29 protein-coding genes are annotated in these 23,963 nt (G+C 43.1%); 10 read left to right on the top strand and 19 right to left on the bottom strand.

Annotation, left to right across the window (positions count from 1 at the left end; genetic code table 11):
• Positions 1 to 4 precede the first annotated feature (4 nt).
• Together ICN18_RS01290 and ICN18_RS01295 are read left to right on the top strand one after the other, a co-directional pair.
• Complete coding sequence (locus ICN18_RS01290) at positions 5 to 301, top strand: hypothetical protein (RefSeq protein ID WP_216188742.1); 297 nt, start codon at positions 5 to 7, stop codon at positions 299 to 301.
• Positions 302 to 311: 10 nt separating this feature from the next.
• Positions 312 to 653: a hypothetical protein gene (locus ICN18_RS01295; RefSeq protein ID WP_216188743.1), complete on the top strand. Its 342-nt coding sequence runs from the start codon at positions 312 to 314 to the stop codon at positions 651 to 653.
• A gap of 193 nt (positions 654 to 846) precedes the next feature.
• Here ICN18_RS01295 and ICN18_RS01300 read toward each other — a convergent pair whose 3' ends face one another.
• From ICN18_RS01300 to ICN18_RS01315, 4 genes are read right to left on the bottom strand one after another with little or no spacing between them, the layout of a single operon-like run.
• Entirely contained in the window at positions 847 to 1,200 is a 354-nt protein-coding gene (locus ICN18_RS01300; protein WP_216188744.1) for a hypothetical protein, read from the bottom strand.
• Between the two features lies 1 nt (position 1,201).
• Positions 1,202 to 2,431, bottom strand: coding sequence for a TolC family protein (locus ICN18_RS01305; protein WP_216188745.1), 1,230 nt, complete (start codon positions 2,429 to 2,431; stop codon positions 1,202 to 1,204).
• Positions 2,428 to 5,556, bottom strand: a complete 3,129-nt coding sequence (locus ICN18_RS01310) for an efflux RND transporter permease subunit (protein WP_216188746.1) — start codon at positions 5,554 to 5,556, stop codon at positions 2,428 to 2,430. The genes ICN18_RS01305 and ICN18_RS01310 overlap by 4 nt, the downstream gene beginning before the upstream one ends.
• The gene (locus ICN18_RS01315; RefSeq protein ID WP_216188747.1) at positions 5,556 to 6,662 is read right to left on the bottom strand and encodes an efflux RND transporter periplasmic adaptor subunit; all 1,107 of its coding nucleotides are present in this window, start codon (positions 6,660 to 6,662) and stop codon (positions 5,556 to 5,558) included. Before ICN18_RS01315 ends, ICN18_RS01310 begins: the two co-directional genes overlap by 1 nt.
• Positions 6,663 to 7,334: 672 nt before the next feature.
• Here ICN18_RS01315 and ICN18_RS01320 point away from each other — a divergent pair.
• Positions 7,335 to 7,571 (top strand): hypothetical protein, encoded by a 237-nt coding sequence (locus tag ICN18_RS01320; RefSeq protein WP_216188748.1) that lies wholly within the window; start codon positions 7,335 to 7,337, stop codon positions 7,569 to 7,571.
• A gap of 26 nt (positions 7,572 to 7,597) precedes the next feature.
• On the opposite strand, the gene ICN18_RS01325 is transcribed toward ICN18_RS01320, so the two are convergent.
• The 9 genes from ICN18_RS01325 to ICN18_RS01360 form a co-directional block, all read right to left on the bottom strand.
• Positions 7,598 to 8,779 carry an MFS transporter gene (locus ICN18_RS01325; RefSeq protein WP_216188749.1) on the bottom strand — a complete coding sequence of 394 codons (1,182 nt, stop codon included), beginning with the start codon at positions 8,777 to 8,779 and terminating at the stop codon, positions 7,598 to 7,600.
• Positions 8,780 to 8,884: 105 nt separating this feature from the next.
• A complete protein-coding gene (locus ICN18_RS01330) occupies positions 8,885 to 9,238 on the bottom strand; it encodes a winged helix DNA-binding protein (protein ID WP_216188750.1) in 354 nt (117 codons plus the stop codon).
• 314 nt (positions 9,239 to 9,552) lie between these two features.
• Entirely contained in the window at positions 9,553 to 10,257 is a 705-nt protein-coding gene (locus ICN18_RS01335) for a DUF6803 family protein (RefSeq protein ID WP_216188751.1), read from the bottom strand.
• A gap of 58 nt (positions 10,258 to 10,315) precedes the next feature.
• Complete coding sequence (locus tag ICN18_RS01340) at positions 10,316 to 10,651, bottom strand: hypothetical protein (RefSeq protein WP_216188752.1); 336 nt, start codon at positions 10,649 to 10,651, stop codon at positions 10,316 to 10,318.
• Positions 10,652 to 10,691: 40 nt separating this feature from the next.
• The gene (locus tag ICN18_RS01345; protein WP_216188753.1) at positions 10,692 to 10,955 is read right to left on the bottom strand and encodes a heavy-metal-associated domain-containing protein; all 264 of its coding nucleotides are present in this window, start codon (positions 10,953 to 10,955) and stop codon (positions 10,692 to 10,694) included.
• A gap of 36 nt (positions 10,956 to 10,991) precedes the next feature.
• Complete coding sequence (locus ICN18_RS10410; protein WP_255532032.1) at positions 10,992 to 11,114, bottom strand: hypothetical protein; 123 nt, start codon at positions 11,112 to 11,114, stop codon at positions 10,992 to 10,994.
• 95 nt (positions 11,115 to 11,209) lie between these two features.
• A complete protein-coding gene (locus tag ICN18_RS01350; protein ID WP_216188754.1) occupies positions 11,210 to 11,455 on the bottom strand; it encodes a DUF2789 family protein in 246 nt (81 codons plus the stop codon).
• Between the two features lie 21 nt (positions 11,456 to 11,476).
• Entirely contained in the window at positions 11,477 to 12,091 is a 615-nt protein-coding gene (locus ICN18_RS01355) for a class I SAM-dependent methyltransferase (protein ID WP_216188755.1), read from the bottom strand.
• 179 nt (positions 12,092 to 12,270) lie between these two features.
• The gene (locus tag ICN18_RS01360) at positions 12,271 to 13,209 is read right to left on the bottom strand and encodes a DUF2971 domain-containing protein (RefSeq protein WP_216188756.1); all 939 of its coding nucleotides are present in this window, start codon (positions 13,207 to 13,209) and stop codon (positions 12,271 to 12,273) included.
• 115 nt (positions 13,210 to 13,324) lie between these two features.
• Here ICN18_RS01360 and ICN18_RS01365 point away from each other — a divergent pair, with 115 nt between their 5' ends.
• Positions 13,325 to 14,128, top strand: a complete 804-nt coding sequence (locus ICN18_RS01365; protein ID WP_216188757.1) for a hypothetical protein — start codon at positions 13,325 to 13,327, stop codon at positions 14,126 to 14,128.
• Positions 14,125 to 15,042: a hypothetical protein gene (locus ICN18_RS01370; protein WP_216188758.1), complete on the top strand. Its 918-nt coding sequence runs from the start codon at positions 14,125 to 14,127 to the stop codon at positions 15,040 to 15,042. Before ICN18_RS01365 ends, ICN18_RS01370 begins: the two co-directional genes overlap by 4 nt.
• A 465-nt stretch (positions 15,043 to 15,507) precedes the next feature.
• On the opposite strand, the gene ICN18_RS01375 is transcribed toward ICN18_RS01370, so the two are convergent.
• Positions 15,508 to 15,924: a hypothetical protein gene (locus ICN18_RS01375; RefSeq protein WP_255532033.1), complete on the bottom strand. Its 417-nt coding sequence runs from the start codon at positions 15,922 to 15,924 to the stop codon at positions 15,508 to 15,510.
• 72 nt (positions 15,925 to 15,996) lie between these two features.
• Between ICN18_RS01375 and ICN18_RS01380 the strand changes: the two genes are divergently transcribed.
• Positions 15,997 to 16,317 (top strand): 7(1) septoil knot domain-containing protein, encoded by a 321-nt coding sequence (locus tag ICN18_RS01380; protein ID WP_216188760.1) that lies wholly within the window; start codon positions 15,997 to 15,999, stop codon positions 16,315 to 16,317.
• Between the two features lie 41 nt (positions 16,318 to 16,358).
• Positions 16,359 to 16,970 carry an MOSC domain-containing protein gene (locus tag ICN18_RS01385; RefSeq protein WP_216188761.1) on the top strand — a complete coding sequence of 204 codons (612 nt, stop codon included), beginning with the start codon at positions 16,359 to 16,361 and terminating at the stop codon, positions 16,968 to 16,970.
• Positions 16,971 to 17,036: 66 nt separating this feature from the next.
• Here ICN18_RS01385 and ICN18_RS01390 read toward each other — a convergent pair whose 3' ends face one another.
• On the bottom strand, positions 17,037 to 18,707 hold the full coding sequence (locus tag ICN18_RS01390) for an MFS transporter (protein ID WP_216188762.1): 1,671 nt from the start codon (positions 18,705 to 18,707) through the stop codon (positions 17,037 to 17,039).
• Between the two features lie 279 nt (positions 18,708 to 18,986).
• Positions 18,987 to 19,616, bottom strand: a complete 630-nt coding sequence (locus tag ICN18_RS01395; protein WP_216188763.1) for a trimeric intracellular cation channel family protein — start codon at positions 19,614 to 19,616, stop codon at positions 18,987 to 18,989.
• 90 nt (positions 19,617 to 19,706) lie between these two features.
• Here ICN18_RS01395 and maiA point away from each other — a divergent pair, with 90 nt between their 5' ends.
• The gene (gene maiA / locus ICN18_RS01400) at positions 19,707 to 20,387 is read left to right on the top strand and encodes a maleylacetoacetate isomerase (RefSeq protein WP_216188764.1); all 681 of its coding nucleotides are present in this window, start codon (positions 19,707 to 19,709) and stop codon (positions 20,385 to 20,387) included.
• Here maiA and ICN18_RS01405 read toward each other — a convergent pair.
• From ICN18_RS01405 to ICN18_RS01415, 3 genes are read right to left on the bottom strand one after another with little or no spacing between them, the layout of a single operon-like run.
• Positions 20,358 to 21,287 (bottom strand): AEC family transporter, encoded by a 930-nt coding sequence (locus ICN18_RS01405; protein ID WP_216188765.1) that lies wholly within the window; start codon positions 21,285 to 21,287, stop codon positions 20,358 to 20,360. The two genes, maiA and ICN18_RS01405, sit on opposite strands and share 30 nt — an antisense overlap.
• A gap of 27 nt (positions 21,288 to 21,314) precedes the next feature.
• Complete coding sequence (locus tag ICN18_RS01410; RefSeq protein WP_216188766.1) at positions 21,315 to 21,839, bottom strand: gamma carbonic anhydrase family protein; 525 nt, start codon at positions 21,837 to 21,839, stop codon at positions 21,315 to 21,317.
• Positions 21,840 to 21,895: 56 nt separating this feature from the next.
• Positions 21,896 to 23,098, bottom strand: a complete 1,203-nt coding sequence (locus ICN18_RS01415; RefSeq protein WP_216188767.1) for an ammonium transporter — start codon at positions 23,096 to 23,098, stop codon at positions 21,896 to 21,898.
• A 136-nt stretch (positions 23,099 to 23,234) separates the two neighbouring features.
• Here ICN18_RS01415 and ICN18_RS01420 point away from each other — a divergent pair, with 136 nt between their 5' ends.
• Both ICN18_RS01420 and ICN18_RS01425 read left to right on the top strand, forming a co-directional pair.
• A complete protein-coding gene (locus ICN18_RS01420) occupies positions 23,235 to 23,597 on the top strand; it encodes a Rap1a/Tai family immunity protein (protein WP_216188768.1) in 363 nt (120 codons plus the stop codon).
• A 47-nt stretch (positions 23,598 to 23,644) separates the two neighbouring features.
• The gene (locus ICN18_RS01425) at positions 23,645 to 23,932 is read left to right on the top strand and encodes a YMGG-like glycine zipper-containing protein (protein ID WP_215360261.1); all 288 of its coding nucleotides are present in this window, start codon (positions 23,645 to 23,647) and stop codon (positions 23,930 to 23,932) included.
• Positions 23,933 to 23,963 lie beyond the last annotated feature (31 nt).

A 23,963-nucleotide genomic window follows, 5' to 3' on the forward strand; every position in this document is an offset into this window, starting at 1 on the left:
AACCATGCCATCACCACACACACGTAATACAGCCACTGCAACTGAGCATATTCAGGTTGCCAACGCTTACGCTATTCGCGTGGCCAATGCGAAGTACCGCTCAGCAACTATCAACGGCGTTTTGCAGCTTGCCAATGGCAAGAACTCATTCCACGTACTTGGACAAGAACTATGTGCCAAAGCAAAACTCGCCTGGTTTGATATGGAATTTAAGAATGGATTCCGCTCAATTAACTTGAGCGATGCACAAGTTCAAATTTTGCCTAATTACACAGGCGAAGTTATTTCTAAATATGGTTGAGGGAATGACCATGAAAAATCAATCCAACGTTGAGCAAGATGCCAACTTTGAAAATCTTGTATTGGTTAAGGGTTTTGATCTATTTTTTGATGGTATTTGCGAAGATGACCTTAAAAAAGTTGCTTTAGACCTTGGTGGCAATTCTAGCTTTGACTTTGAAAGCCAGAAGGCAACTTATATGTTTAGCAAAGCCATCTACATTAACTTAGATAAGATTCATGAAGGCCATCGCATTGCTGATGCTACAGGGAAATATTACTCCTGTATGTATGACTGTAATTATGTGGTAAGTGAGTTATATCTGAACGTGTCTGCAAAACAATTCAATTTACTTAAAAAAGGATGGTCTTGATTATGCGACTATCTTAGAAATACTCCACTTCACAATGGAGTATTTCTATATATCGTTTAAAACGACACTTCATTACACACTTACCAAACATTGCTCTAGCCTTTTGAATTTTCTACAGAAAATATTAGTGCGATCTATTACCACTCCGAGCAGGTTAATTCAAGATTCTGCCCAGTAACTAAAGATTCCAAGGCTAACGAGCTATCTTTGAAATTGCTGGCTTTGGTAAGCTACAAGCAGTCTTACCGATTAAATCTGCTCTAGAACTGCCACTTACCACCCAAGTCTGAGCCTCTTGCTCAAAATCCTTAATCTGAATTGAGCCTCCAAAGTCACCGCAAGTCGCAATAAATTGAGCCATGCTGTTCTTAATTCCATTATCAAAACCATAGACAACGCCCTGAACTACTTTTTTACCACTCCGAGATTTAATTTCAATGGAGTCAGTTGACAGCGCAAGATCACCCACATCATCAATCATGATTAGGTCGGCCTTGACTGGAAATGAAAGTACAAATACCGCCAAAAAAATGGCTTGCTTAAACATATTAATCAAAGTCCCAAATTTCATGAAGATCTAGGCGCATACGGTAGTAAGACTCCAGGGCATCCAAACGCATTAAATCAGCTGATAGCTGGTTCTCATTAGCAGCCTTTCTTGCGGCAATTAAGTCCGAAATAGTGCCTTCGCCTAGTACATAGGCCTTTTCAGCTGCCTGCGCCGCATCATTCTGGCTTTTTGCAGAACTCAACAATGTTTCTGCTGCCGCTTTTCTGCTCATCATCTGCGACCATAAGCGCTCAAACTCAACACTGATGCGTTGCTCTGTTTCGATCACTCTTTGGCGACTAATTTCCGCTTCAGATGCTGCCGCAGAAGCATTAGAAAAACGAGCGCTACCGGATATTGGAAACGATAAACTGACGCCATTAATCCTTTCGGCACCACCAAACTCATTGGCGGTATATAGGCCAACCGTTGGATCCGGGAACCTGTCTAAGCTACTGCGTTTAGCTTGCAAATCAAATCGATCGGCATCTGATTTGGCTAGCTTTAATTCATGACTGCGCTCTAGAAATTGTTGACGTAGTAATTCTTTCCTGGTTTGAAGATTAGGAATTGCATCCCATTTAAAGTTCTTGATTAATGCGATGCCTTGATATCTCTGCGTGACCGATTCACCGCTTGCGCTTTCTTGGGCCTTAGCTAGTTCCAAGAAGGCCTTGAGCCTACCTTGCTCCGCTGTTGCTAATTGAGCATCTAATCTAGCTACATCCCCAACCTTGTAGCGCACTTGGGCAATACGGCCAATCTGATCACCTAGTTGGCTATTTTTCTCGGCAACAATTCTTGATTGAAGCGCCTTTAGGTAAGCAAACCAGGTTGCTAATAAATCCTTGCTAGTTTCATGCATAGTATCGGCATACTCAATTCCAGCAAATGACTTGGTGGCATCAGAAATCCTCTCATCAACACCCCCTTTACCCCAAAAGCGAATTGGACGCTCAATGCCCGCCCAGTATTCTTGATAATTTGTGGCTCCCGGTATATTTGTTACCTTTCGACTTTGTCTAGAGCCCCTGACAACAAACTCTTGCGAACCCGAGGCGATGGCATCAGCCCTGTAATTTAAGGAGTCCTTTCTCGCATCCGCAGCTCCAATCTTAGGGTTGGAATACAGAGCATTTTTTACCTGGTCATCAGTTGGCAATAAATTATTAGCTAATGCTGAAGAACAAACTCCAATAAATGCAGCAAATAGAATCAATTTTTTCATTTCTTGATCCTCTTAATAAGTTCAATTAAACGATCAAAGTGAATTTCTTCTTTAAGCTCACCCCAATTATTTAATGCCCCGAACCGCTCATAGAGTTTGGGCAAAAGTAGCAAGGTTAATAAAGTTGATGTAATCAATCCACCAATCACCACAATCGCTAAGGGACGCTGAATTTCAGAACCTGGCCCCGTGGCAAAAAGAAGTGGAATCATTCCAAGGGCGGTAATAACTGCCGTCATCAGTACGGGGCGTAAACGCCTTTCAGTACCAAAGTGAATGACATCAGACATAGAGTCGCCTTTAACCAGACGCTCATTAAAGTGAGTGACCATCACCACCCCATTAAGGACGGCAATACCAAGTAATGCAATAAATCCGACCGATGCTGGCACAGAGAGGTATTGACCAGTTATGGTTAAAGCAACCACACCGCCAACCAATGCAAATGGGATATTAAGGAATATGATCCCAGCCTGTATTGCCGAGCCAAAGGTCACCATCAGTATGGCGAAGATTAATCCCAATGCAATTGGGATCACAATAGCTAGCCTTGCAGCAGCCCTTTGTTGATTTTCAAACTGCCCTCCCCAAACCACATTGATAGTTTTAGGCAAGCTCAACGCAATCACTGCCGCCTGAGCATCCTTTACAAATCCTGCTAGATCTCTGCCATCAACTGACACTTGAATGCTAGCAAAGCGACTTGATTGCTCATGGTCAATCCGAATAGGTCCATCGATTTGCTTAATTTCAGCTAGTGATGCTAATGGCCATGATTTGCCATCAGGCGCAGATATTAGCAAGTCGCTAAATGCTTCTGGGCTTGTACGAATGTAATCATTACCTCGAAGCACCAATGGCGTTCTGATGACACCATCTAAAACCACTCCAAGATTTTCACCCTCAATTTGATTACGTAATCGCTGCTGCAAGTCTTCAATCGAGAATCCAGCCTGCCCAGCCACGGTACGGTTAATCTTTAGGCTTAAGTACTGCATTCCTTCAGCACGAGGTGCAATTACCTCAGCCGCACCCTTAACATTCCGAACTGAGCCAGCTATAGCTTGTGCAGCCTTATTAATTTCAACCAAATCACCGCCGAAAATTTTGATTGCCACATCACCGCGGGTTCCCGTAAGCATCTCGGAGACACGCATTTCAATGGGTTGGGTGAATCCATATACTAATCCAGGGAAATTCTCTAAGGTAGTCCTTAGCTTATTGGCAATATCGTCCTTGTTGCCAGACCATTCACTTTTAGGCTTGAGCACTAAAAACATATCCGTTTCATTTAAGCCCATAGGATCTAAACCCAAATCATCTGAACCTGCTCTGGCAACAATGGATTTGATCTCAGGAACTTCTTTTAAAAATAACTGCTCCACCTGAGAATCAATGATGAGTGATTCATTTAAGGATATTGATGGGAGCTTTTGCAGCTGAACCAAGATGTCTCCTTCATCTAGAGTAGGCATAAAGGTTTTTCCCACAATCATATAAAGAATTACCATCACACCCAACCCAATGCCAGAAGCCCTGTAAAGCCACTTGGTATTGCCCCAAACCTGATTGCGCCACTCAACATATTTCTCTGAAATCTTGCGCATGAACTTTGTCTCTTCATCTGCTTTACGCTCTAAAACAAATGAGGCTAAAGCGGGAATGACAGTAAATGCAATTAATAAGGATGAGGCGAGCGCCATAACAATTGTTAGCGCTACAGGTGAAAAGAGCTTGCCCTCCAAACCTTCAAGACTGAGCAATGGAAGAAAAACTACAGCAATAATCAATACACCAGCTACGACCGGCTTAACAACCTCATGAGTAGCAATGGAAATGATTTCCGTCTTACTTAATGCTTTTGATGTATTGGGATCAGCAAAGGCTGTTTCTACATTTTCAACCACCACCACCGCAGCATCAACCAACATACCAATAGCAATGGCTAATCCGCCCAAGCTCATCAAGTTGGCCGTTAGGCCGAATGCCTTCATTAAGATGAATGTAGAAAGTATTGAGAGCGGAAGGACAGCGGCAACCACCAGAGCGGCACGATACCCCCCTAAAAATAGATACAAAGTGATGCATACCAAAACGGTAGCTTCAAGCAAAGCCTTTGTTACAGTACCTGCTGCACGGGACACTAATTCACCACGGTTATAGAAAGTATTTACGGTCATGCCTTTTGGCAACCTTGGTGCAATCTCAACTAGTTTTTGCTCAACCGAATCAACTAGAAGGCGAGCATTAGCGCCGCGCAAACCTAAGACCAAACCTTCTACTGCCTCTCCTTTTCCATCTTTAGTAACGGCGCCATAGCGAGTGGCCGACCCTAGGTGGACTGTAGCCACCTCATCGAGCATGACTGAGCCACCATTTGCTTTAGGGATCTGGATCTTTTTGACATCGTCCAGTTTTTTAACCGCTCCCTCAACACGAACTACTAACGTCTCCTCGCCTTGATCAATACGCCCAGCACCATCATTACTATTGTTAGTCATTACCGCTTTACGAAGATCTACCATCGTAATTCCACGAGCAGCCAATCGGGATGGATCCGGTATCACCTCATAAGTCAAAATCTCTCCGCCCAAGACATTGACTTCAGCCACACCAGGAATGGTTCGGAGCTCAGGCCGAATGATCCAGTCCAACACGGTGCGTTTATCTCTTAAGCTAAAGCCCTCACCCTCAAGAGTGAACATATAAATTTCACTTAAAGGGGTGGTAATTGGCGCCAGCCCACCAGTAGCGCCAGGCGGAAGGTCTTTTGTAAATGCATTCAAACGTTCCGAGATTTGCTGACGAGCCCAATAAATATCAGTACCATCGTCAAAATCAATCGTGATATCAGCAATGCCGTATTTAGATACCGATCTTACAATCCGCTTCTTAGGAATACTAAGCATTTCAATTTCAATCGGACGAACTACCCTCTGCTCAACCTCTTCAGGCGTCATTCCCGGAATTTTCAGAATAATTTTGACTTGGGTTGGCGAGATATCCGGGAAGGCATCAATTGGCAGCGTCATCCATGCATGGATACCAAAAAGCACTAATGCAATAGCCATTGCCAATACGAGCTTGCGAAAATGCAAACTCGCATCAATTAATTTAGTAAACATTACTCGTCCTTCTGCGCAAGGGCTTTCAGAGAGGCAATACCCGTTACGGCGACTTTGACTCCATTTGAAAGTGGAGCTTGAATTGAGGCTAAGTCGTCGTCGCTTGAGATAACTGATACAGGCTGAAGAACAACGCCAGTACTAGATAGAATAAAAATAGCACTTTGACCTTTCCAACTAGTGATTGCTCTAGAAGGAACTTGCCATAAGGTTTTATCCTGCACTTTAGGCTTCATCTTGGTCTGGATAGTTGCAGTAACAACCTCACCCATTTGCAATGTTCCGCGGTCCTCAACAACCGCCCTAACTCTAGCGGATTGAGATGCACTCACCGCCTGAGATACCCCAGTAACTTTTGCCTTTGCATTACGCGAAGCAATTACGATCTCGTCACCAGGCTGAATACCCATAGCTTTAAAGCCAGATGTATTAATTTCTAAATTGAGAGTTGAGATGTCGGCAATTCTAAATAGCAAGGTTCCAGTATCAACACGTTGACCGATTAAATTGTGAGCCTCTATTACAGTACCTGGGATAGGAGACTTCAGAGCGCCGGTAGCATAAGAGTTAAAGGCCTCTTTGTTCTTAGGATCATCAAAGTTAATGCCTGCTGCCTTCAATTCAGATTGCCTTGCCATCAACATTGCATTAGCGTTCTCTGACTTTGCCTTAGTTATATTAAGACGAGACTGAGGAATAATGCCCTCTTTAAATAGCTCGTTGTCACGTACCAAAGCCTCTTTAGCCAAACGTGCATCAGATGTCGCCTCTAACAACATCCTTCTAGAATCACCCATCTGAGGACTTGTGAAATAAGCCAGTGGTGATCCCAACTTCACGATATCACCAATGCCCACAACCATTTGACTTAGTTGTCCAGGATAAGGGGCGGACAGGATTGCCTGCTTTTCGGGAGGCACTGTAACGGATGCGCTAACCAATACAGATCCAGCATCAACCGAAATTGCTGAGTAGAAATTAACGCCCATGGCAGCCTGTTGGCTAGCAGTTAGTTTTAATGCCTTGGGGGTAAATTCTTGAGCAGAGAGATTTCCGCTCAATACAAGTGAACAAAGGAAAAGGGTAACAATACGAAATCGAAACATAACAACCTCTAGAAACAGTACTAACTAAATCCAAGAAACGTGAGCAAGTCACGCCAGAGAAATTTAGAGGTCTAGAGGCGGAGCCAAAGAAAGGGGTGGTGAACTTTGGGCGTGCCTTTGAAAAGCGAATCTATCAACGCTACAAAAATAGTAAATTTGTTTTAGACAACTGACTGCATAAACCAAGGCAAACAGGGTTAAAGCATAAAAACTTAGGATGAGGAGATCAAATTTTTCACTTTGACGAGAAGCGGGAACGCCTACCTCAGGAGATTCTTCCGTGGTACTCGTGAAAAAAACTTTGGCAGACTCAGATGCGGCGGAAGATTCAAAACCAGTACTGGCTACATGAAGGTGAAGACCGAACTGACTTGAGGCACCAGTATGAGCATGTAGAAATGGTGTCAATACCTGCAAAACTACTGCCAGCAGAAATATGACAACAAGAAGAGGCTTAGACCGCAATAAAGACATACTTTAATTCTACACCCCTAACATTTCACTTTAAAGACCAATCAACAAATAAAAGCGGTCCTTAATTTTATAGATAAATCAATAATGAGAACCATTCGTAAAAAGATATTAGGCTCATCATTATTTTTTACCCCATGCAAGAATAGACACTTCGGATTGAATGGAAACAACACTTAATTTATACGAGGAAAAATAATTATGATGACTTCCTTTGCACTTCTTCTATTTTCGCTTGCTATCTTAGCGCTGGTTTCATTGTTTGGTGGGTGCAGATCCAGAAGGCGTTACCTTATTGATTCTTATGGATTAGATATCATCAAACTTAAAGCATTAAGCTGCTTAGAGCTAAAAGAGCTTCACGACAAAGTTCATGCTCTTCAAAAACATGAAGATGCAATTGCGATTAGTACATTATTAAAATTTTATAGGGCATAACTTTAATTAAAAAAGTAAACGAACAATCAATTCCTAAATGTCCTACCCTTGTACACCCAAGTAGCCATCAATAGGAAAGCCACCAAGGCGCAGCTACCTGAAAATAAGAATGCATATAACGGAGAAATAGATTCGTATACCCAACCAAAGATAAATGAAGCTGGAAATAACATTAATCCAGTAATTAAATTGAACCAACCAAAGGCTGTGCCAGCCAACCCTTTAGGAGCCATGTCTGCCACCAAGGCTTTCTCAACACCTTCAGTAGCTGCTTTAAATAATCCATAGATTCCAAAGAGCGCAAATATTTGATAGACAGATATACCAGGCAAACCCATCGCGATATAGAAAAAAGCAAAAGCAATCCAAGCAATCAAAATAAACCGCTTACGGCCAAAGGTGTCTGATAGTGCCGACAAGGGGGTACCGAACAAGGTCGTAATTAAGGAGATTGCCGCCCATAAGAGTGGAATTTGTTCTTGTGGAACTCCCGCTTCTCTTGCCCTTAATAACAAAAACATGTCGGATGAATTAGCCAAAGCAAAAATGCCCGCCACCACAAGATATCTTTTAAATTGATCTGGCATACCTTCAAGCGACCAGCTAAATTTACTTGCTTGTGGGGCCGCCTCTCGCTTTGGCTCTTTGATACACAAAGCAAGGGTAATAGTGATTACAGCTGGAACAATGGCCCATAGAAAGATATCTTTGAGGGGTACACCCATAGATAAAAACATAGCGGCCAGCAGTGGGCCGATGACTGCTCCGGCGTTATCCATTGACCTATGTAGGCCATAGGTAACACCTCGTTGATTCTCATTTACGCTCTCAGCCAAAAGAGCGTCACGGGGAGAGCTTCGAAGACCTTTACCCATGCGATCAGTAAAGCGAATTGCTAACACCCATAGCCATGAATTCGCAATAGCAATAAGCGGTCGCCCAATGCCCGCTAATGTGTAGCCCAACACAATCCAAGGCTTGGCTTTCTTAGTGCGATCAACAATGACGCCCGAAACTAATTTGAAAATACTTGAAGTAGCTTCAGCAATGCCCTCAATAATGCCTAGTGCTTTGGGTCCGGCCATCAAGACTGAGGCTAGATATAAAGGCATTAATGGATACAGCATTTCGCTGGCCGAATCATTTACCAGGCTAATGAGACCAATGAGCCAAACGGTGCGAGGAAGAGCAAGAATTGTTTTAAACATTACAAGCTCAATTTACTCTTGTTTTGTCGTTTTAAACGACATGGACTGCGTAGGGACGGAGAATTGATTTTGCCCTTTTAAAGAGCAACTCTTGATGAGTTCCGCCTAACTCCCTTTTATTGCTTTTTCCAAGCAAACCGATAATTGCTCGTAATATTTGAATGCTTTTGCTGTGGGAGCTACGCACTTCTTTCGGCCATCGGTTTTATCTTCAGTTAACTTCACATAACCCATCGCAACGAGATTCTTTAGGCGACCATGGAGTGTAGCTTGAGAGCCAAATTGGCTCAGCTGAATTAAGTCACCTACTAAAAGCTCTTTATCCCGCGAAGCTGATAAAGAGATGTGATTTAAGAGTTGCTCTTCGGTAGAATCCAGTTTCTTACCTGGGTTCATGCAATCTAGAGCATTCAAGCAATTCAAAAAACGAATATAAGGAGATGATTTGATAGATTTCATCTATAGATTTTAATCGCACGAGTATTGCTTTTGCATTTCTAAGATGGCTCAGGCCAGAATCGACCCGCCACAGGCACTTTCAATTCCCGCCTCTGCCAACAGTAATTTGCCGATAGCCGCCATACGATGTCGTTCAAAACGACACTTCATTACACGCTCATTTAAATCATTTGCAACCGCTTAAATTACTTGCTGAAATTATTAGTGCGATCTATTACTACTCCTAGGCTCTATTTAACGGCCGCTTAAGACCCAAAGAGCGGCCATAACAAGAAAAACCGCCCGAAGGCGGTTTAGATTCGACGCAAATTTGATTAATGGTTATGCCCTGAATTACCCATAGGCATATTTTGTTGCATCTGCTGGGGCATTTGTCCGCTGCCCATTGGCATATTCCCACCATTCATAGGCATTTGCTTTTGCATCTGCTTAATTTGTGCAGGAGTCATGTTGCCCATCATCTGTTGGTGCATTTGCATCATTTGTGAATGCATTGAAGGATCGCATTGCTCATACCTTGAATTGCCACTCATTTGATGGGTATCAGCACCTTTATAGCCAAGTAATGATGGGTCCAGCATTCCTGAAATCATAGCGATATGCCCAAATACTAGGAATAAGGCAACGCAGATTGCATGAATCTTTAACTTACCTATTTGGTCTAGCTTTTGATTCACAAAACCAAACTCTTGCAAGGCAATCCAAATTAATGGCAAGCCACCAATGAGGTAACTGCCAACGGCAACTACATCAATTACCGTTCTCCATTCACCACCCTTAGTAATAGGAACAACTGCGGTAGTCATCAAATAGGCAATGATGCCAATAAAGTACAGTCCAACCGTTGTGCCTGAAAAGCGGTTGAGGTGATACACAAAGCCATCAAACTTACGAGTAAAGAGGATATACAGCTCAGTGATTGCCAATGTCTCAGCAAGTACTATCGGTATAGCCATAAAGATGAGCAGATTCCAGGGCTGGTTGTCTGCCAATAACTGCATATAGTGAGTCATATTCATTACTAAATCTCCAAAACATAAATTATCAAAACGACAAAAGTCGTCCAATCAGAAGTGATTACAGATATTGTTTTGGTGGCTTGTAGATCGATTCAGTAATATTGGAAATAGACTTGGGTGTTTCACCAAGCAAATAGACGTCAGATGATTCGTTAAGTGCAAAAGTAACTGGGTTATTTAAAACCGCAATAGATGAACAGCAATAGTGGCTAACACTTAACTTGCTAACTGGCTGAGATTCATCATGAGATGCAGAAGCAACAGCCTCCTCGCAGTGACTATGAGAAGCAGTCTGCATGGCATGGGAAGATTCTCCTGATGCAATAGGCATTGTGCTGGCATTAACCATGCCAACTATGAAACTCAGAAAGAGCATTACTGCAATCTTCTTCATATACCTATTTTAAGCCCTTATAGCCAATTAAGCTTGGGGATCAGCCACAGCAGCAGCCACCACTGTTTTTCTGGGCGGGAGCAGCAGATTGTTCATCCAAGTCTAAGCTAGATGGGTAGCCCTCTTCATCCAAGGCATGGATAAGGTCACCAGATTGATCTGTCGTTCTACCAACTTGCACACGACCAGACTGTAAATCCACATGAACACTTTCAACACCATCCAACACTTCAAGAGCTTTGGTTACATGCTTTACACATGAACCACAAGTCATACCCTGCACACTTAAATTGATTTGAGGCATAGCACTCTCCCTTACTTTATCTATACCTATATATGGTTACTTTTTTGTAAAAAACAAGTACTTACATAGGGCTGCTATCGAAAGAATGAGGGCAATTAAGACCAAAACCCCGACCAATCCCATTCCACCCATCATTGAGCCATCCATGAATTGATTCATATCAACCTCCATTAGGCTAAGTGCCTAGTTTCATCCTATGCCTATCTAGGCAGCATGTCTAGGTTTCATTTAAGTGAGTTTGCGAAAATCAGGGGTTATGCGAAACCTGAAGTTCTTATCAGAAGATTGGCTAAACGATCAACCACTTCACACCAGTCAGAATCCTCTGCTTTTGCCTCAATCAAAAAAGTCCTTTGGTCAGGAGCCCAAAAAATTGCATCTTCTAAGATTGAACCTGGCTTCATTTGATGTTTTTCAATGAACCGCCCCATATGAATCTTTTGAGAGGACAGTCCAAGTTGCTCAAACAATTCTTCAAGGGTTCTAGTGTTGGCATTCATGAAAGCCTCCTTTTTGAGCTTTTATTCCATCCTACAAAAGCAATATAAGAATTGTTGGGTAGTGCCCATTGGTGTTTTATGGGTTTCAGTTGAACTATTAATGAGCTTAAAAGTCTTGCCAAACTGTCCATGGAGATTCTCTGAGTCATAGCGAACGACATCCAACCCACTACATTTCTCAGGGCCATCTGGACCAAAAGTGGACATAATCACATAACCACCATGCTTAACAGAGCGCATCACTTGCTCTACATATCTGGCTCGCTGAGCTTCTTCCGTTAAAAAGTGAAATACAGCTCTGTCGTGCCAAACATCAAAATAATTCTGAGGAAGCGTTGCCTGAGTAATATCAGCACAATACCAATGTACTTCTTCTGCTGACTTTCCCAGCCTTTCTCTAGCGACATCAATTGCTTTCTGAGAAATATCTAAAACACTGATGTCTTGGTAACCCTCAAATAAAAGGTCGTCAACTAAAGTAGCTTCGCCGCCACCGATGTCAATAATCGCGGCATCTTTATTGGCTGTTGCTTTATGAATGAGATTTAAGGAAGTTTCAAGATGGGGCGTATACCAACTGACAGCATCTGGTGCCTTAGTGCCGTAGACTTTTTCCCAGTGTTCTTTGTTATCCATAATTACCTTTCACATAATTATTTGATTCATTCTATGCTCATTAGAGCAGTTTGTCGTTTTAAACGACACTTCATTGCACACCCACTTTAATCATTCTTAAGCACTTGAATTGACTAAAGAAATTATTAGTGCGATCTATTACCGCTCCGTGAACTCGCTAGGACTGAAATTTTTATTTGCTAATTTTTACGATTCTTACTACCTATCTCGTCCATGCCATCAAGATAGTCTGAGAGCAGGTTTCGATCTGCAAGTACTCTAAATATATTACGTTGAGCAGCATGCTCTCTATGCGAGTCCTCTATTCGACACCATGAACACAGCTCTAAACCTGATACAAGTGGCTCCTTGCATGATCTACAAGTCTTCGAAGATTTAATAATTTCGACATCATTGAAACTTAGGATATTACCCTCTAGATCAGAAAAAAATGGTTCTACAGACCCTTTTCCGATTTTCATTTCGTAATAATTACACCCGAGTTCTTGTGCATTTTTTCGCACTTTTTTAATGGTCTCTGTATTGGCCTTTGGTCCACATATAAGAGCTTTTATGCAATCTTTTGGCACATCTATCAACATAGAACTCTCATCAGACAACCTTATTGCAGAGTCATTTACCACCATTCTACGTTCATGCTCATAACTCCAAGATGTTGCTTTTGAAAAATACGCAGCACTAAAAACTGAATTTTGAAGAAAATAAATGTATCTAGGCTTTCCTATTACAGATGCGTGATGGAGCCATTCAAATGTATCTTCATTTGGCGTATCTCGGTATTCAATATCATTGAATATACTGTTAGGAAAGTGCTCCGATAAACAGTTTTCATCAAACTCTATTACGAACCCTTGCATAGACTGGGCATAATGGGCCCACATGGGAATAACCGTCGGAGAGCGTGAAAAACAAGTAGTAGGTCGTTGAGGCAACTCGCCAATTACATCACTGTAAAAAGCCAAGTGATTTGGCTCAATCTTTGAATCAACTGCCAAGAAGAGCTCATATGGATCATTGAAATCTTTGGGATAAGAGCATTTCAACGTGACAAGATTCGCACTAGCAAATACATCATTAATATATTCAGGACTTACATACTTATATAGATTTCTTCCCATAGCTTCCGCACCAATCTGAATGCATTAAATATTGATTAATACTAACAAGATAAGGAGCTACTTATTTGCTTGACCTATAATCAAAATAACCAATTGCCCAATTTGGAGCGTTTAGATGTCCATAGAAGTTCTCGACTCATCAGCTTGGCGTGAATTTCGCGGCACACTAAGTAACTCGGGCATCAATAAAACAACTCATTTAGCAAAAATTGCTGACATCTCAGGGAAACTTCGAGATTGCGTAGTAAAGCTACTACCCTTGAATTACCCCTCTCTTCTCGGAGAAGCAATTGGCTGGGAACTAGCCCAATCATCCGGGCTCTCTTGTGCACCATTTGCTGCAATAGTTATGGTTCCGATTTCCAGCCTACGCGAGTGCATGGACCTTCCTTCTGAATTTGATGGTATGAATGAATGCCCTGCTTGGTGCTGCGAACTTGTCGCAGGTAAGTCTGTTCGACAAGTTCACAAATGGCTGTTTTGGCTGGCCCGCCAGCAATGTCTTATGAGCAAAGATGCACGAAAAATAGCATCATTTGATTTATGGACTGACCTAATGGATCGAAATTATGGAAACGTAATTCGAGTATCAAATAGCACCTACATCTCTATTGATCACGAGACAATTCTTCACGATTTGCTTTGGAAACCAACTGGGAAAACTTTTGAACAAAGAAGTTTGCTTTTAGAAGCCAAACAGAAACTGTCGCCAAGTAACCTTCTTCGCTTTCAAATGGATATGGCCAATGCATCAACAAAACACGCAGATGCAATATCAACCAAACAAAATGAGCTTTCTCAAATTATCGCAATGATTTATCCTCATATGGCGAGCACACTAATACCTTTGACTATGAGCACATTAACTCAGCGATCCCAATCTGGATGGCTTGCAAATACCTTAGGGGTCATAGCATGAGCAAAAATAAAATTCAGTTTGATGAGGATTTCTCTCATCTACAACGTCTCGCCAAAAAACCCCCTAAAGCCCTATTTAATGGGGCTTGGAGCACTTTAGAGCTCCAACCAGATGCATTTTCTCCACAACGCTTCACAATTGGAGTTGTCGTTCAGACTCCAGGCGAACGTTTGCATTTTAAATTACTAGATGATTTCAAAAAATTTGAATGCATATACAGAGATAGCTTTCCTCAAAAATCAATCCGAGAAATAATGACTTATGCTGAGGAGCTTTTAAGAAAATGTGTACATAACAAAACTAGCATTCCAGAAATTGAATTTAGTACTAATTGCCTTAGTCTCTCTAAACCACTCTTCATATCTGGAGATAATTGGGAAACAACTATAGAGCGACTATTTAAAGAGGTTGTAGCTATGGCTCCAAGTACTGCCTCAAAATCCTATGGATTCGAGTCTATTGACACGCCACATGCAAGAAAAATCGTTAACGATGAATTAAAACGTATAGCAAACTTGGACTACGATCGGATTGTTAATCAAAATAGTCAAGGGGTTTTGCTCGAAGAAGCTGGGGAGTTCCATCATTTAGACCTAAACCTCATCACTACACGAGCATGTGGAAGCGTGATTTCTGCCGTCTATAAGTCAACCCAAAGCGTTGAGCTAAACCTTCTTAAATCCAGCCGAGATCTGACTACCTATTCCCGAGTTAAGGATCTTAAACATGTTGGCCTCTTTCTCCTCACTCCAGACCCTGATTCCATAGACTCAAAAGATTTCAAAAAAATTGAAAATGTTATTGATGAGTATGAGTGGAAGTTAGAACAAGATGGCTTTCAAGTTGTAAGCCTTCCATCACCCATAGATTTGGCAACAGAGATTTACAACTGGGCTAAGCCCACTTTTGCATAAAGCTAAAGCGATGGCGCCCAACAAGCAATTAAAAATCCTTCAAAAGGCCTTAAACGGGCCTTTACGAGCATATCCAATATCACCTAAGACAAACCCTCTGTCGTTTTAAACGACACCTTTGAATGCCCGTTAATGGCAGGCTGATCTGCACAGCTAGAAAATCATCCGTTCCCCGACCACTACCCTCCGCTCCAAGCCATATGCTAGAACGCTTTTGTCCAGCAAAACCTTATTCTTTAGTACTTTGCGGGTGGTGTGTCACACGGTGTGTGCTACGGTGAAAACCTTGGGTTTGTAAGTCGTTGAATTTATTGACTTTTAGGGTCGGACAACCTGGACGCTGTGCTTTATGATTCCGTCGCTCTAACCAGCTGAGCTAATTCGCCGAACTCGCTATTGTAAATGATCAGAGCCTATCTGTCTAAAGGAAGCGGGGATCCTAACCTTAGACCCCCACTTCGGCCCCTATTTAATCTGGAATGTGCTCATAGCCTCGTCTCGGCCATAAAGGACGTTAAATTCAATTTTCTTGGCTAAAAAGAGCTTTTTCAGCACTTCATCCTTATTTTCAAAAACAATGGCTGTTTGCTCAGGGTAGCGAGAAAAGGGGTCGCTATTCACATCTACCACCACCCCATCAATCTTGATCTGCTTAATGGAGCGCTTATAAAACTTATCAGGACGTATAAAAATGAGACGCTTTACATACTTATCGAGCACGAGCTTCTGACCCTGCTCATTAGTCTTGTAGTAATAGACCAGCTCTTCTTTGCCGTTGGTAGTCATGTCACGCTCTTCATCCCACTTGGCATAAACGCTTTGACTCACCATGGCAGAAAAAATGAGCAGAGCCAGCTGACTAAGTGTGACAACTATTTTCATTTGAGGAAAATTCATCATAGGTTCATATTAGCTTAAGGTGCATACAAAAATCAGAAAGCGTAATATTCCCGAATGAATCTATTCCTTTCTCGACTTCGCAGCGCCCTTATATTAAGCCTCTGCTTTCCGGTATGCGCATCTGCAGCACAAATCTTCGTTACCAATTACCCCTCTGAGGCCAATGCCAAAGTCTTTGTCACCAAATACCAATCAGAGGCGAACTGTATTGTCTATGACACCCAATACTCTAGCGACAATGAACCTGGCGTTTGGTTCTACACAAAGTACAAAAGCGATGCACGCGCAGTGATTTATTACACCCAATACAAGTCCGACGCTGATCTTATTGTTTACTTCACTAAGTACAAGAGTGATGCCCGCTGCCGTTACTAATCAATACCCCTTAACAAATATCCTTTAAGCACCCCTCTCCCATGAGACTTCTCTCCATATCGGCCGGCAAAGTGGTTTCTTTGTTTGGCAATCATCATCCGAATTACAAGTCCGTTGCTTCGGCGATTCATAAGAGGAGTATCAGCAATTTAGAAAGTCCTGCACCGATTGAAATCACTTCGCTTGGTGTTAAAGGCGATGAGCAGGCCGATCTGTCTGTACATGGTGGCATGGAAAAGGCGATTTATGTTTATCCAGCAGAACACTACACTTTCTGGAATGAATTACTCAGTAGAGAGACCAAGCGCACTGTTAATTTAAAGCATGGCGCCATCGGCGAAAACTTTACCATCGAGGGCTTATTGGAAACTGAAGTGTTTGTTGGGGATAAATTGATTATTGACGAGCTCGAGTTCGCTGTCGTAAAACTCCGTGAACCTTGTTTCAAATTCAACGCCGCTGTTGGCTACAAAGGCGCAAGCAAGGCAATGCTGCAATCTGGCTTTAGTGGCTGGTATTTACGAGTACTAAAAACTGGGGCCCTTAGTGCTGGCGCTGAAATTACCCTAGTTCCTGGATCACGCAATATTTCTATCGCCCAGCAAAATCAAAAACTCTTAAACAATCGCAATCAAAAAGATTTGTGGGAATAAAAAAACCCGACCATTTCTGATCGGGCTTCTTATTTGAAGCTAACTAAAGAAGCTTATTGAATCTTCTTAGTCACGTGCGTAGATATCTACGTCTTTGGTTTCTTTAACAAACAGTGTACCGATTACCAATGTCATCGCAGCGATGATGATTGGGTACCAGAGACCGTAGTAAATGTTACCGTTTTGCGCTACCAAGGCGAAGGAGATCGTTGGCAACAAGCCACCGAACCAACCGTTACCAATATGGTATGGCAAGGACATAGAGGTGTAACGAATACGAGTTGGGAACATCTCAACTAACATCGCAGCGATTGGGCCATAGACCATGGTTACCAAGAGCACTAAGTACACCAATAAGCACAACACAGCAAAGTAGTTAATCTGTGCTGGATCAGCTTTAACAGGATAGCCTTCCTTGTTCAAAGCCTCACGAATTGCCTTCTTAAACTCAGCATCTTTCGCTTTTGCTTCAGCAGGATCAATGCCCTTCGATGTATATCCAGGGATTTCGATATCGCCAATTTTTACAACAGCAGTAGTTCCTGCTGGAGCCGGAACTGTAGTGTAGCTAGCAGAGTTAGAAGCCATCACTTGTTTTGCGATATCGCAAGAGCTTGTGAACTTCGCTGTACCTGTTGGATTGAACTGGAATGTACATTCAGCTGGGTCAGCAGTAATAGTTGCTGGCGCTGTTGCCATTGCCTTCTCCAACGCTGGGTTAGCAAAGTGTGTCAAAGCATTGAACACGGAAACTGGAGTGTTAGGGATGTAAGTAATTACAGCCAATAACAAACCGCCCATGATGATCACTTTACGGCCGATCTTGTCAGACAAGCTACCGAAGATCACAAAGAATGGTGTACCGATTACCAATGAAGCAGCAATCAACAAGTTCGCAGTCTTAGCATCTACCTTCAACACTTGGGTGAGGTAGAACAAAGCGTAGAACTGACCGGTGTACCAAACCACCGCTTGACCTGCAACCAGACCAAACAATGCCAAGATCACAATCTTCAAGTTCTTCCATTGACCAAATGACTCTGTCAAAGGCGCTTTAGACAATTTGCCTTCTTCTTTCATCTTCTTGAAAGCAGGCGATTCATTCATGGACAAACGAATCCATACAGAAACTGCCAACAATCCAATAGAAACGATGAAAGGAACGCGCCAGCCCCAAACGTCAAAGTCTGGACCAGTAAATTCACGTGTGAACAAAATCACAAGCAAGGAGAGGAACAAGCCAAGAGTGGCTGTTGTCTGAATCCAAGCTGTGTAAGCACCACGACGACCATGAGGAGCATGTTCTGCAACATAAGTAGCAGCACCACCGTACTCACCACCCAAAGCCAAACCTTGAAGCATACGTAATGCGATCAAGATCACTGGAGCAGCAACACCGATAGTTGCATAGTTAGGCAGAATACCTACGATGAAGGTTGCGCCACCCATCAACAGAATGGTCACCAAGAAGGTGTATTTGCGACCAATCAAATCGCCTAAACGACCAAACACCAACGCGCCGAATGGACGTACGATGAAACCAGCAGCAAACGCTAACAAAGCGAAAATGAAGGCAGAACCAGCATCTAAGCCAGAGAAGAATTGCTTAGCAATAATTGCCGCAAGTGAACCGTACAAATAAAAGTCGTACCACTCAAAAACCGTACCTAAAGATGATGCAAAGATAACTTTGCGTTCTTCAGCGGTCATTGGGGCTGCTTTAGTTGATGTTGACATCAGTAGCTCCTAACTATTTTTATTAAATAAAAAACAACGGATCGATTATGCTTTGAAAAAATTCAAAGAAATCCACTAGTTAGGGTAATTCCCCATCAAATAAGATCGGGGTTTTCCCGAGAAATTGGGAAACTAGCAGCAATTACACAACAAGTACTAGCCCAGCGTCTAATAAGAAGGGGCTACTTTCCCAAGCCAGAGCCACAAAAACCATACTATGAAAATAGAAAATTTGGGATTTGGTTCCGACATCCCCGAATCATTGAAGCAATATTGCCGTTAGCGCGTTTTAGTAATGAACATTTTGGGTACGCGCAGATCCCAGTGAATAGCTGCTGCGCGCAGTCCAAAAATTCCCAGCATACAAATCACAGAGCCCTCGACCACATACTGAGGCAGAAAGTTCAGCACCAGGACATATGCACAACATCCCAGTGTTACTGGAATCGCATAAAGCTCATGCGACATGATGAGTGTTTTTCTACCGGCCAACACATCGCGCAATAAGCCGCCGCCAATTGCAGTAACAACACCCAGAATGACTGGCGCCACCGGCAGACCATACCCCATAGTCCAGGCCTTATCTGCCCCCTGAATACCAAACAGTGCGGCACCAAAACCATCGATGTAAAGCATCCAGCGATAAATTTGCGGCTGCGTAAAAAAAGATTCTGCAAAGAAGGTGATGACACTAGCTCCAAGTGCAAGCCAGACATAGATTTGATTCTCGGACCAAAAAATAGGGGCTTCCAAAATGATGTCACGAATGGTGCCACCGCCAATTGCAGTAATTAAGCCCAACACTAAAACGCCAAAGAGATCGACACCACGATCTGCAATAGCCAAGACCCCGGTTACAGCAAAAGCCATAGTTGCAATGATGCCAATCCAAAAATTTATATCTTCCATAGCAATGAGTCTAATGCACTTTATCCGCGCAATGACTTGAATCGTCTTCCTCAATATACTGTTAACCATGAGTACAAATAAGGCGTTGATATGACCCCCAAGCTTTACAGCTTTTGGCGAAGCTCTGCCGCGTTTCGCGTCCGTATTGCCCTCAATCTCAAGGACATGGATTACGAAATCATTCCTGTGCATCTGGGCAAACATGGTGGTGAGCAATCAAGCGATGCCTATAGCAACAAGAACCCGAATCGCCTGGTGCCGCTATATGAGTTTGGTGAAACAAAGATTCATCAATCTGTAGCGATCATTGAATATCTTGAAGAAATTAAGCCTGAGCCTGCTCTCTTGCCAAAGTCGGCAATAGATCGCGCTTGGGTACGCTCTATTGCCATGGATATTTCAAGCGATATTCATCCTATTAATAATTTACGTGTGCTGCGCTACCTCATCAAAAAACTTGGTCTTAGCAATGAGGCAAAAGATGAGTGGTACGAACACTGGGTCAAAGTGGGGCTTGCTAGTCTTGAAAAACAATTAAGCAGTGACTCTAGGGTTGGCAAATTTGCTTATGGCGATCAACCCGGCTTAATTGATGTTTGCCTGGTACCTCAACTATTTAATGCGCTGAGTGCAAAAGTAGATGTGAGCCCCTACCCCACACTGATGAGAATCTTTGATCAGTGCATACAATTACCTGCGTTTATCAATGCGTCTTGGGAAAAGCAAATAGATGCCGAAGGATTAAACCCCGTTGCTCCACCACAAAAATAATGAGAGCGTAAGCAAAGAACTCACGGTAGTAATCAAAACTACTCTAGAAATAACACTGCCGTCTGCTTTGTAATACTGAGCCAACATAAACGGTCCCGTACCTGTGGGTAGCGCGCTGAGTATGACGATGGCACTCACCCATAATGCCGGCAGCTCTAAGATGGGGCCCGCAATCATCCAAGCACTCAAGGGTTGCAGAATCAACTTTGCCAAACTGATACCCCACGCTTGCGCCGGAGCAGCAGTACTTTTTTGCATGAGGAATAAACCAATTGAAACAAGAGCGCAGGGCGTTGAAGCAGCGGCCAAAAATGCAATCACTTGTGCAACGGGGTCATATAAATCTAAGCCGCTAGCAGCCCATGCCAAACCAGCAACTGGCGCGATTAATAATGGATTAGTACAAAGAGATTTGATGACGCTCCAGACAATCTCGTGGGACTTCTTGTGTGACAAGATGCCAATTTCAATCAGGACTGTCGCCAAAGCAAACATCACAAACACAATGAAGGTAGAAATAATTGCAGGCGCCAAACCATCTTGACCAAGGGCGAGGGCGCACAAGGGTATGCCCATATACCCAGTATTTGAATAAGAAGCGCTAAGTCCATCAAAGCTGGCTGCCGCCAAATCTCGATTGCGTTCCCAGCTAATAAGAAACACTAGAACAAAAACAATTAAACAACTGAGAAAAAATGCAGTGATGAAACCGGGCTGCCAAAGTGTCTGCCAACCACTATTCGCAGCGAAGTTAAAGAGTTGTGCGGGCAATGCCAACCAAACAACAAAACGATTGAGCTCAGTTGATGCATTGATACCTAGCTTGCCTGCTCGTCCGCCAACATACCCAATCAGAATGAGTAAAAAGACTGGCAGAACTACATTAAAAACGTAGAGCAAAATATTTAACGGGTGAAGGTTGGGTAATTAGGAAATCTTTTTCAGCGTCTTGACATAACGCTGAGCATTTTTGACATAGCGTCCGGCAATATCATGAATACCAGCAATTTGTTCTGAGGTCAGCTCTTTAACAGCCTTAGCAGGAGTTCCCAAAATCATCGAACCGTCCGGAAATTCTTTGCCTTCTGTAACGAGCGCGCCCGCACCAACCAAACAGTTTTTGCCGATCTTGGCGCCATTCAAAATGACTGCGCCAATACCGATCAGACTGCCGTCTCCAATATGGCATCCATGCAACATCACTTGATGTCCAACAGTGACGTGCTTACCAATGATGAGTGGGTAACCTGGGTCAGTGTGCAAAACAGAAGCGTCTTGCACATTACTGCCTTCACCGATTTGAATCAGATCGTTATCGCCACGGATAACGACTTTGGGCCAGATGTTTGCATCTTGATGAAGCTCTACTTTGCCGATCACTTCTGCGCTCTCGGCAACCCAAGCGCCCGCAGCCAATTGTGGGGCGTTTCCGTCTAGTTCAAATATAGCCATGACTCATTATAGGTATGAATCAGGCTATAGATAAACGACTACTAATAAATAGCGAATTACCAGTTTGGCTCGCGATCAGGCGTAGAAGAAATGCGGTGCACACTTAAATCAGCGCCTTCATATTCTTCTTCCTGCGACATGCGGATACCTAAGACAGCTTTTAGAGCGCCATAAACAACAAAGCCGCCGATCAATGCAATGCCAACTCCTAAAGCACTGCCAATCAATTGGCCCGTAAAGGTGATACCGCCAATTCCGCCCAGAGCCTTAGTTCCAAATATGCCTGCTGCTAATCCGCCCCAAAGTCCGCATAAGCCGTGCAAAGGCCAAACACCGAGAACGTCATCAAGCTTCCAACGGTTTTGAACCAAAGTGAACATATAAACAAATAATCCACCAGCAACCAGACCAACAAATAAAGCACCAAGGGGATGCATCAAGTCTGAGCCAGCGCATACCGCCACTAAACCAGCAAGAGGTCCGTTGTATGTAAAGCCGGGATCGTTACGACCAACTACCCATGCTGCCAGTGTTCCGCCTACCATTGCCATCAATGAATTCATCGCAACCAAACCACTGATCTTGTCGATCGTTTGCGCACTCATGACATTAAAGCCAAACCAACCTACCGCAAGAATCCAAGCACCTAAAGCTAAGAAAGGAATGCTTGAAGGCGGATGAGCGGAAATTTGACCTTCTTTTGTATAGCGGCCACGACGTGCGCCCAACAGAATCACTGCTGGCAAAGCAATCCAGCCGCCTACTGCATGCACTACAACCGATCCGGCAAAGTCATGAAATTCTTCGCCAGTGAGACCTTTGATCCATGCTTGAATGCCGTAGTGCTGATTCCAAGCAATACCCTCAAAGAAGGGATACACAAACCCTACCAATACAAATGTAGCAATTAACTGTGGATTAAATTTGGCGCGCTCTGCAATACCCCCTGAAATAATTGCAGGGATCGCAGCAGCAAAAGTGAGTAAGAAGAAAAACTTCACCAACTCATAACCATTCTTCTCCGCCAACAACTCTGCGCCAGAGAAAAAGTTCACGCCATAAGCAATGCTGTAACCAATAAAGAAATACGCAATCGTTGAAACCGCGAAGTCCACCAAGATTTTGACCAAAGCATTGACTTGGTTTTTCTTGCGTACCGTTCCCAATTCCAAGAACGCAAAACCTGCATGCATTGCCAGAACCATGATGGCACCAAGCAAAATGAATAAAGCATCACTACCTGTCTTCAATGTTTCCATGAAATTTCCCCTCTTATTTTTTGCATCATTATGGGGAATTAACAAACCCAAAAAAGGGCATTCTGCACTTATTTAGTGCATTTATAAGAAATTTTATGGTTTATCATTGTTTTTACATACACCTAAGGGAGAACCCATGAAAAAATTCCTCGTTGCATTGGCCGCTTTAGCTGCATTTTCCGGCCTTGCTCAAGCACAAGAAACCATCAAAGTATTGAGCACGCAAGAACTTGCTAATACCTGCAAACTCCCTGCAAGCCCAGAATCTCGTAGTTTTTGTGTTGGCTTCACTACTGCTGTTTATGAAACCTATTTAGCAACCCGTCACCCACAACGTGCAAAGCCGTTTATCTGCGTTAAGCAACCAGCTCCAGCACGTGATGAAGTCATTGGTGATTTCGTAAAGTTTGCAGCAAGCAATCCACAAGTTGCTGACAAACCAGCGTCAGGTGTTTTCTTGGGTTTCTTAGCAACACGTTTTCCTTGCGCCAGAAAATAATCCAAGCAACTTAGCCAAACTAATACACATTCAAAGGATCTGTTGAGATGAAAAAAATTATCGCAATTACTGCAGCAACTTTAGCAATCGCTGGTTGCTCGAACATGAGCAATACAGAGCAACGCACACTTTCAGGCGCAGGCATTGGCGCAGCAGCTGGTGCCGTTGGCACCGCAATCTTCCACGGCAATCCAATCTGGGGTGCAGTTGGTGGTGCAGCAGTTGGCGCAGCATCAGGTTATGTTTACGATGCTTACAAGAAAAATGAAGGCGCTAATTACAACGCTGGTTACAACGCAGGTAAAAATAATCAGCCAGCGCAAGCACCGAACTAAGCTATGTCACACGGTCTAATAAGGCCATAGT

It is taken from the genome of Polynucleobacter parvulilacunae (assembly GCF_018881715.1).
In the GTDB taxonomy this organism is placed as follows: domain Bacteria; phylum Pseudomonadota; class Gammaproteobacteria; order Burkholderiales; family Burkholderiaceae; genus Polynucleobacter; species Polynucleobacter parvulilacunae.

Bases quoted from the DNA above. Each gene is read 5' to 3' on its own strand.
- ICN18_RS01310 (WP_216188746.1), bottom strand. From the start codon at position 5,556: ATGTTTACTAAATTAATTGATGCGAGTTTGCATTTTCGCAAGCTCGTA.
- ICN18_RS01355 (WP_216188755.1), bottom strand. From the start codon at position 12,091: ATGGATAACAAAGAACACTGGGAAAAAGTCTACGGCACTAAGGCACCA.
- ICN18_RS01300 (WP_216188744.1), bottom strand. From the start codon at position 1,200: ATGTTTAAGCAAGCCATTTTTTTGGCGGTATTTGTACTTTCATTTCCA.
- ICN18_RS01330 (WP_216188750.1), bottom strand. From the start codon at position 9,238: ATGAAATCTATCAAATCATCTCCTTATATTCGTTTTTTGAATTGCTTG.
- ICN18_RS01345 (WP_216188753.1), bottom strand. From the start codon at position 10,955: ATGCCTCAAATCAATTTAAGTGTGCAGGGTATGACTTGTGGTTCATGT.
- ICN18_RS01385 (WP_216188761.1), top strand. From the start codon at position 16,359: ATGAGACTTCTCTCCATATCGGCCGGCAAAGTGGTTTCTTTGTTTGGC.
- ICN18_RS01410 (WP_216188766.1), bottom strand. From the start codon at position 21,839: ATGGCTATATTTGAACTAGACGGAAACGCCCCACAATTGGCTGCGGGC.
- ICN18_RS01325 (WP_216188749.1), bottom strand. From the start codon at position 8,779: ATGTTTAAAACAATTCTTGCTCTTCCTCGCACCGTTTGGCTCATTGGT.
- ICN18_RS01420 (WP_216188768.1), top strand. From the start codon at position 23,235: ATGAAAAAATTCCTCGTTGCATTGGCCGCTTTAGCTGCATTTTCCGGC.
- ICN18_RS01290 (WP_216188742.1), top strand. From the start codon at position 5: ATGCCATCACCACACACACGTAATACAGCCACTGCAACTGAGCATATT.
- ICN18_RS01415 (WP_216188767.1), bottom strand. From the start codon at position 23,098: ATGGAAACATTGAAGACAGGTAGTGATGCTTTATTCATTTTGCTTGGT.
- ICN18_RS01375 (WP_255532033.1), bottom strand. From the start codon at position 15,924: ATGAAAATAGTTGTCACACTTAGTCAGCTGGCTCTGCTCATTTTTTCT.
- ICN18_RS01380 (WP_216188760.1), top strand. From the start codon at position 15,997: ATGAATCTATTCCTTTCTCGACTTCGCAGCGCCCTTATATTAAGCCTC.
- ICN18_RS01365 (WP_216188757.1), top strand. From the start codon at position 13,325: ATGTCCATAGAAGTTCTCGACTCATCAGCTTGGCGTGAATTTCGCGGC.
- ICN18_RS01335 (WP_216188751.1), bottom strand. From the start codon at position 10,257: ATGAATATGACTCACTATATGCAGTTATTGGCAGACAACCAGCCCTGG.
- ICN18_RS01295 (WP_216188743.1), top strand. From the start codon at position 312: ATGAAAAATCAATCCAACGTTGAGCAAGATGCCAACTTTGAAAATCTT.
- ICN18_RS01320 (WP_216188748.1), top strand. From the start codon at position 7,335: ATGATGACTTCCTTTGCACTTCTTCTATTTTCGCTTGCTATCTTAGCG.
- ICN18_RS01315 (WP_216188747.1), bottom strand. From the start codon at position 6,662: ATGTTTCGATTTCGTATTGTTACCCTTTTCCTTTGTTCACTTGTATTG.
- ICN18_RS01425 (WP_215360261.1), top strand. From the start codon at position 23,645: ATGAAAAAAATTATCGCAATTACTGCAGCAACTTTAGCAATCGCTGGT.
- ICN18_RS01305 (WP_216188745.1), bottom strand. From the start codon at position 2,431: ATGAAAAAATTGATTCTATTTGCTGCATTTATTGGAGTTTGTTCTTCA.
- ICN18_RS01395 (WP_216188763.1), bottom strand. From the start codon at position 19,616: ATGGAAGATATAAATTTTTGGATTGGCATCATTGCAACTATGGCTTTT.
- ICN18_RS01360 (WP_216188756.1), bottom strand. From the start codon at position 13,209: ATGGGAAGAAATCTATATAAGTATGTAAGTCCTGAATATATTAATGAT.
- ICN18_RS01340 (WP_216188752.1), bottom strand. From the start codon at position 10,651: ATGAAGAAGATTGCAGTAATGCTCTTTCTGAGTTTCATAGTTGGCATG.
- ICN18_RS01370 (WP_216188758.1), top strand. From the start codon at position 14,125: ATGAGCAAAAATAAAATTCAGTTTGATGAGGATTTCTCTCATCTACAA.
- maiA (WP_216188764.1), top strand. From the start codon at position 19,707: ATGACCCCCAAGCTTTACAGCTTTTGGCGAAGCTCTGCCGCGTTTCGC.
- ICN18_RS10410 (WP_255532032.1), bottom strand. From the start codon at position 11,114: ATGAATCAATTCATGGATGGCTCAATGATGGGTGGAATGGGATTGGTC.
- ICN18_RS01390 (WP_216188762.1), bottom strand. From the start codon at position 18,707: ATGTCAACATCAACTAAAGCAGCCCCAATGACCGCTGAAGAACGCAAA.
- ICN18_RS01350 (WP_216188754.1), bottom strand. From the start codon at position 11,455: ATGAATGCCAACACTAGAACCCTTGAAGAATTGTTTGAGCAACTTGGA.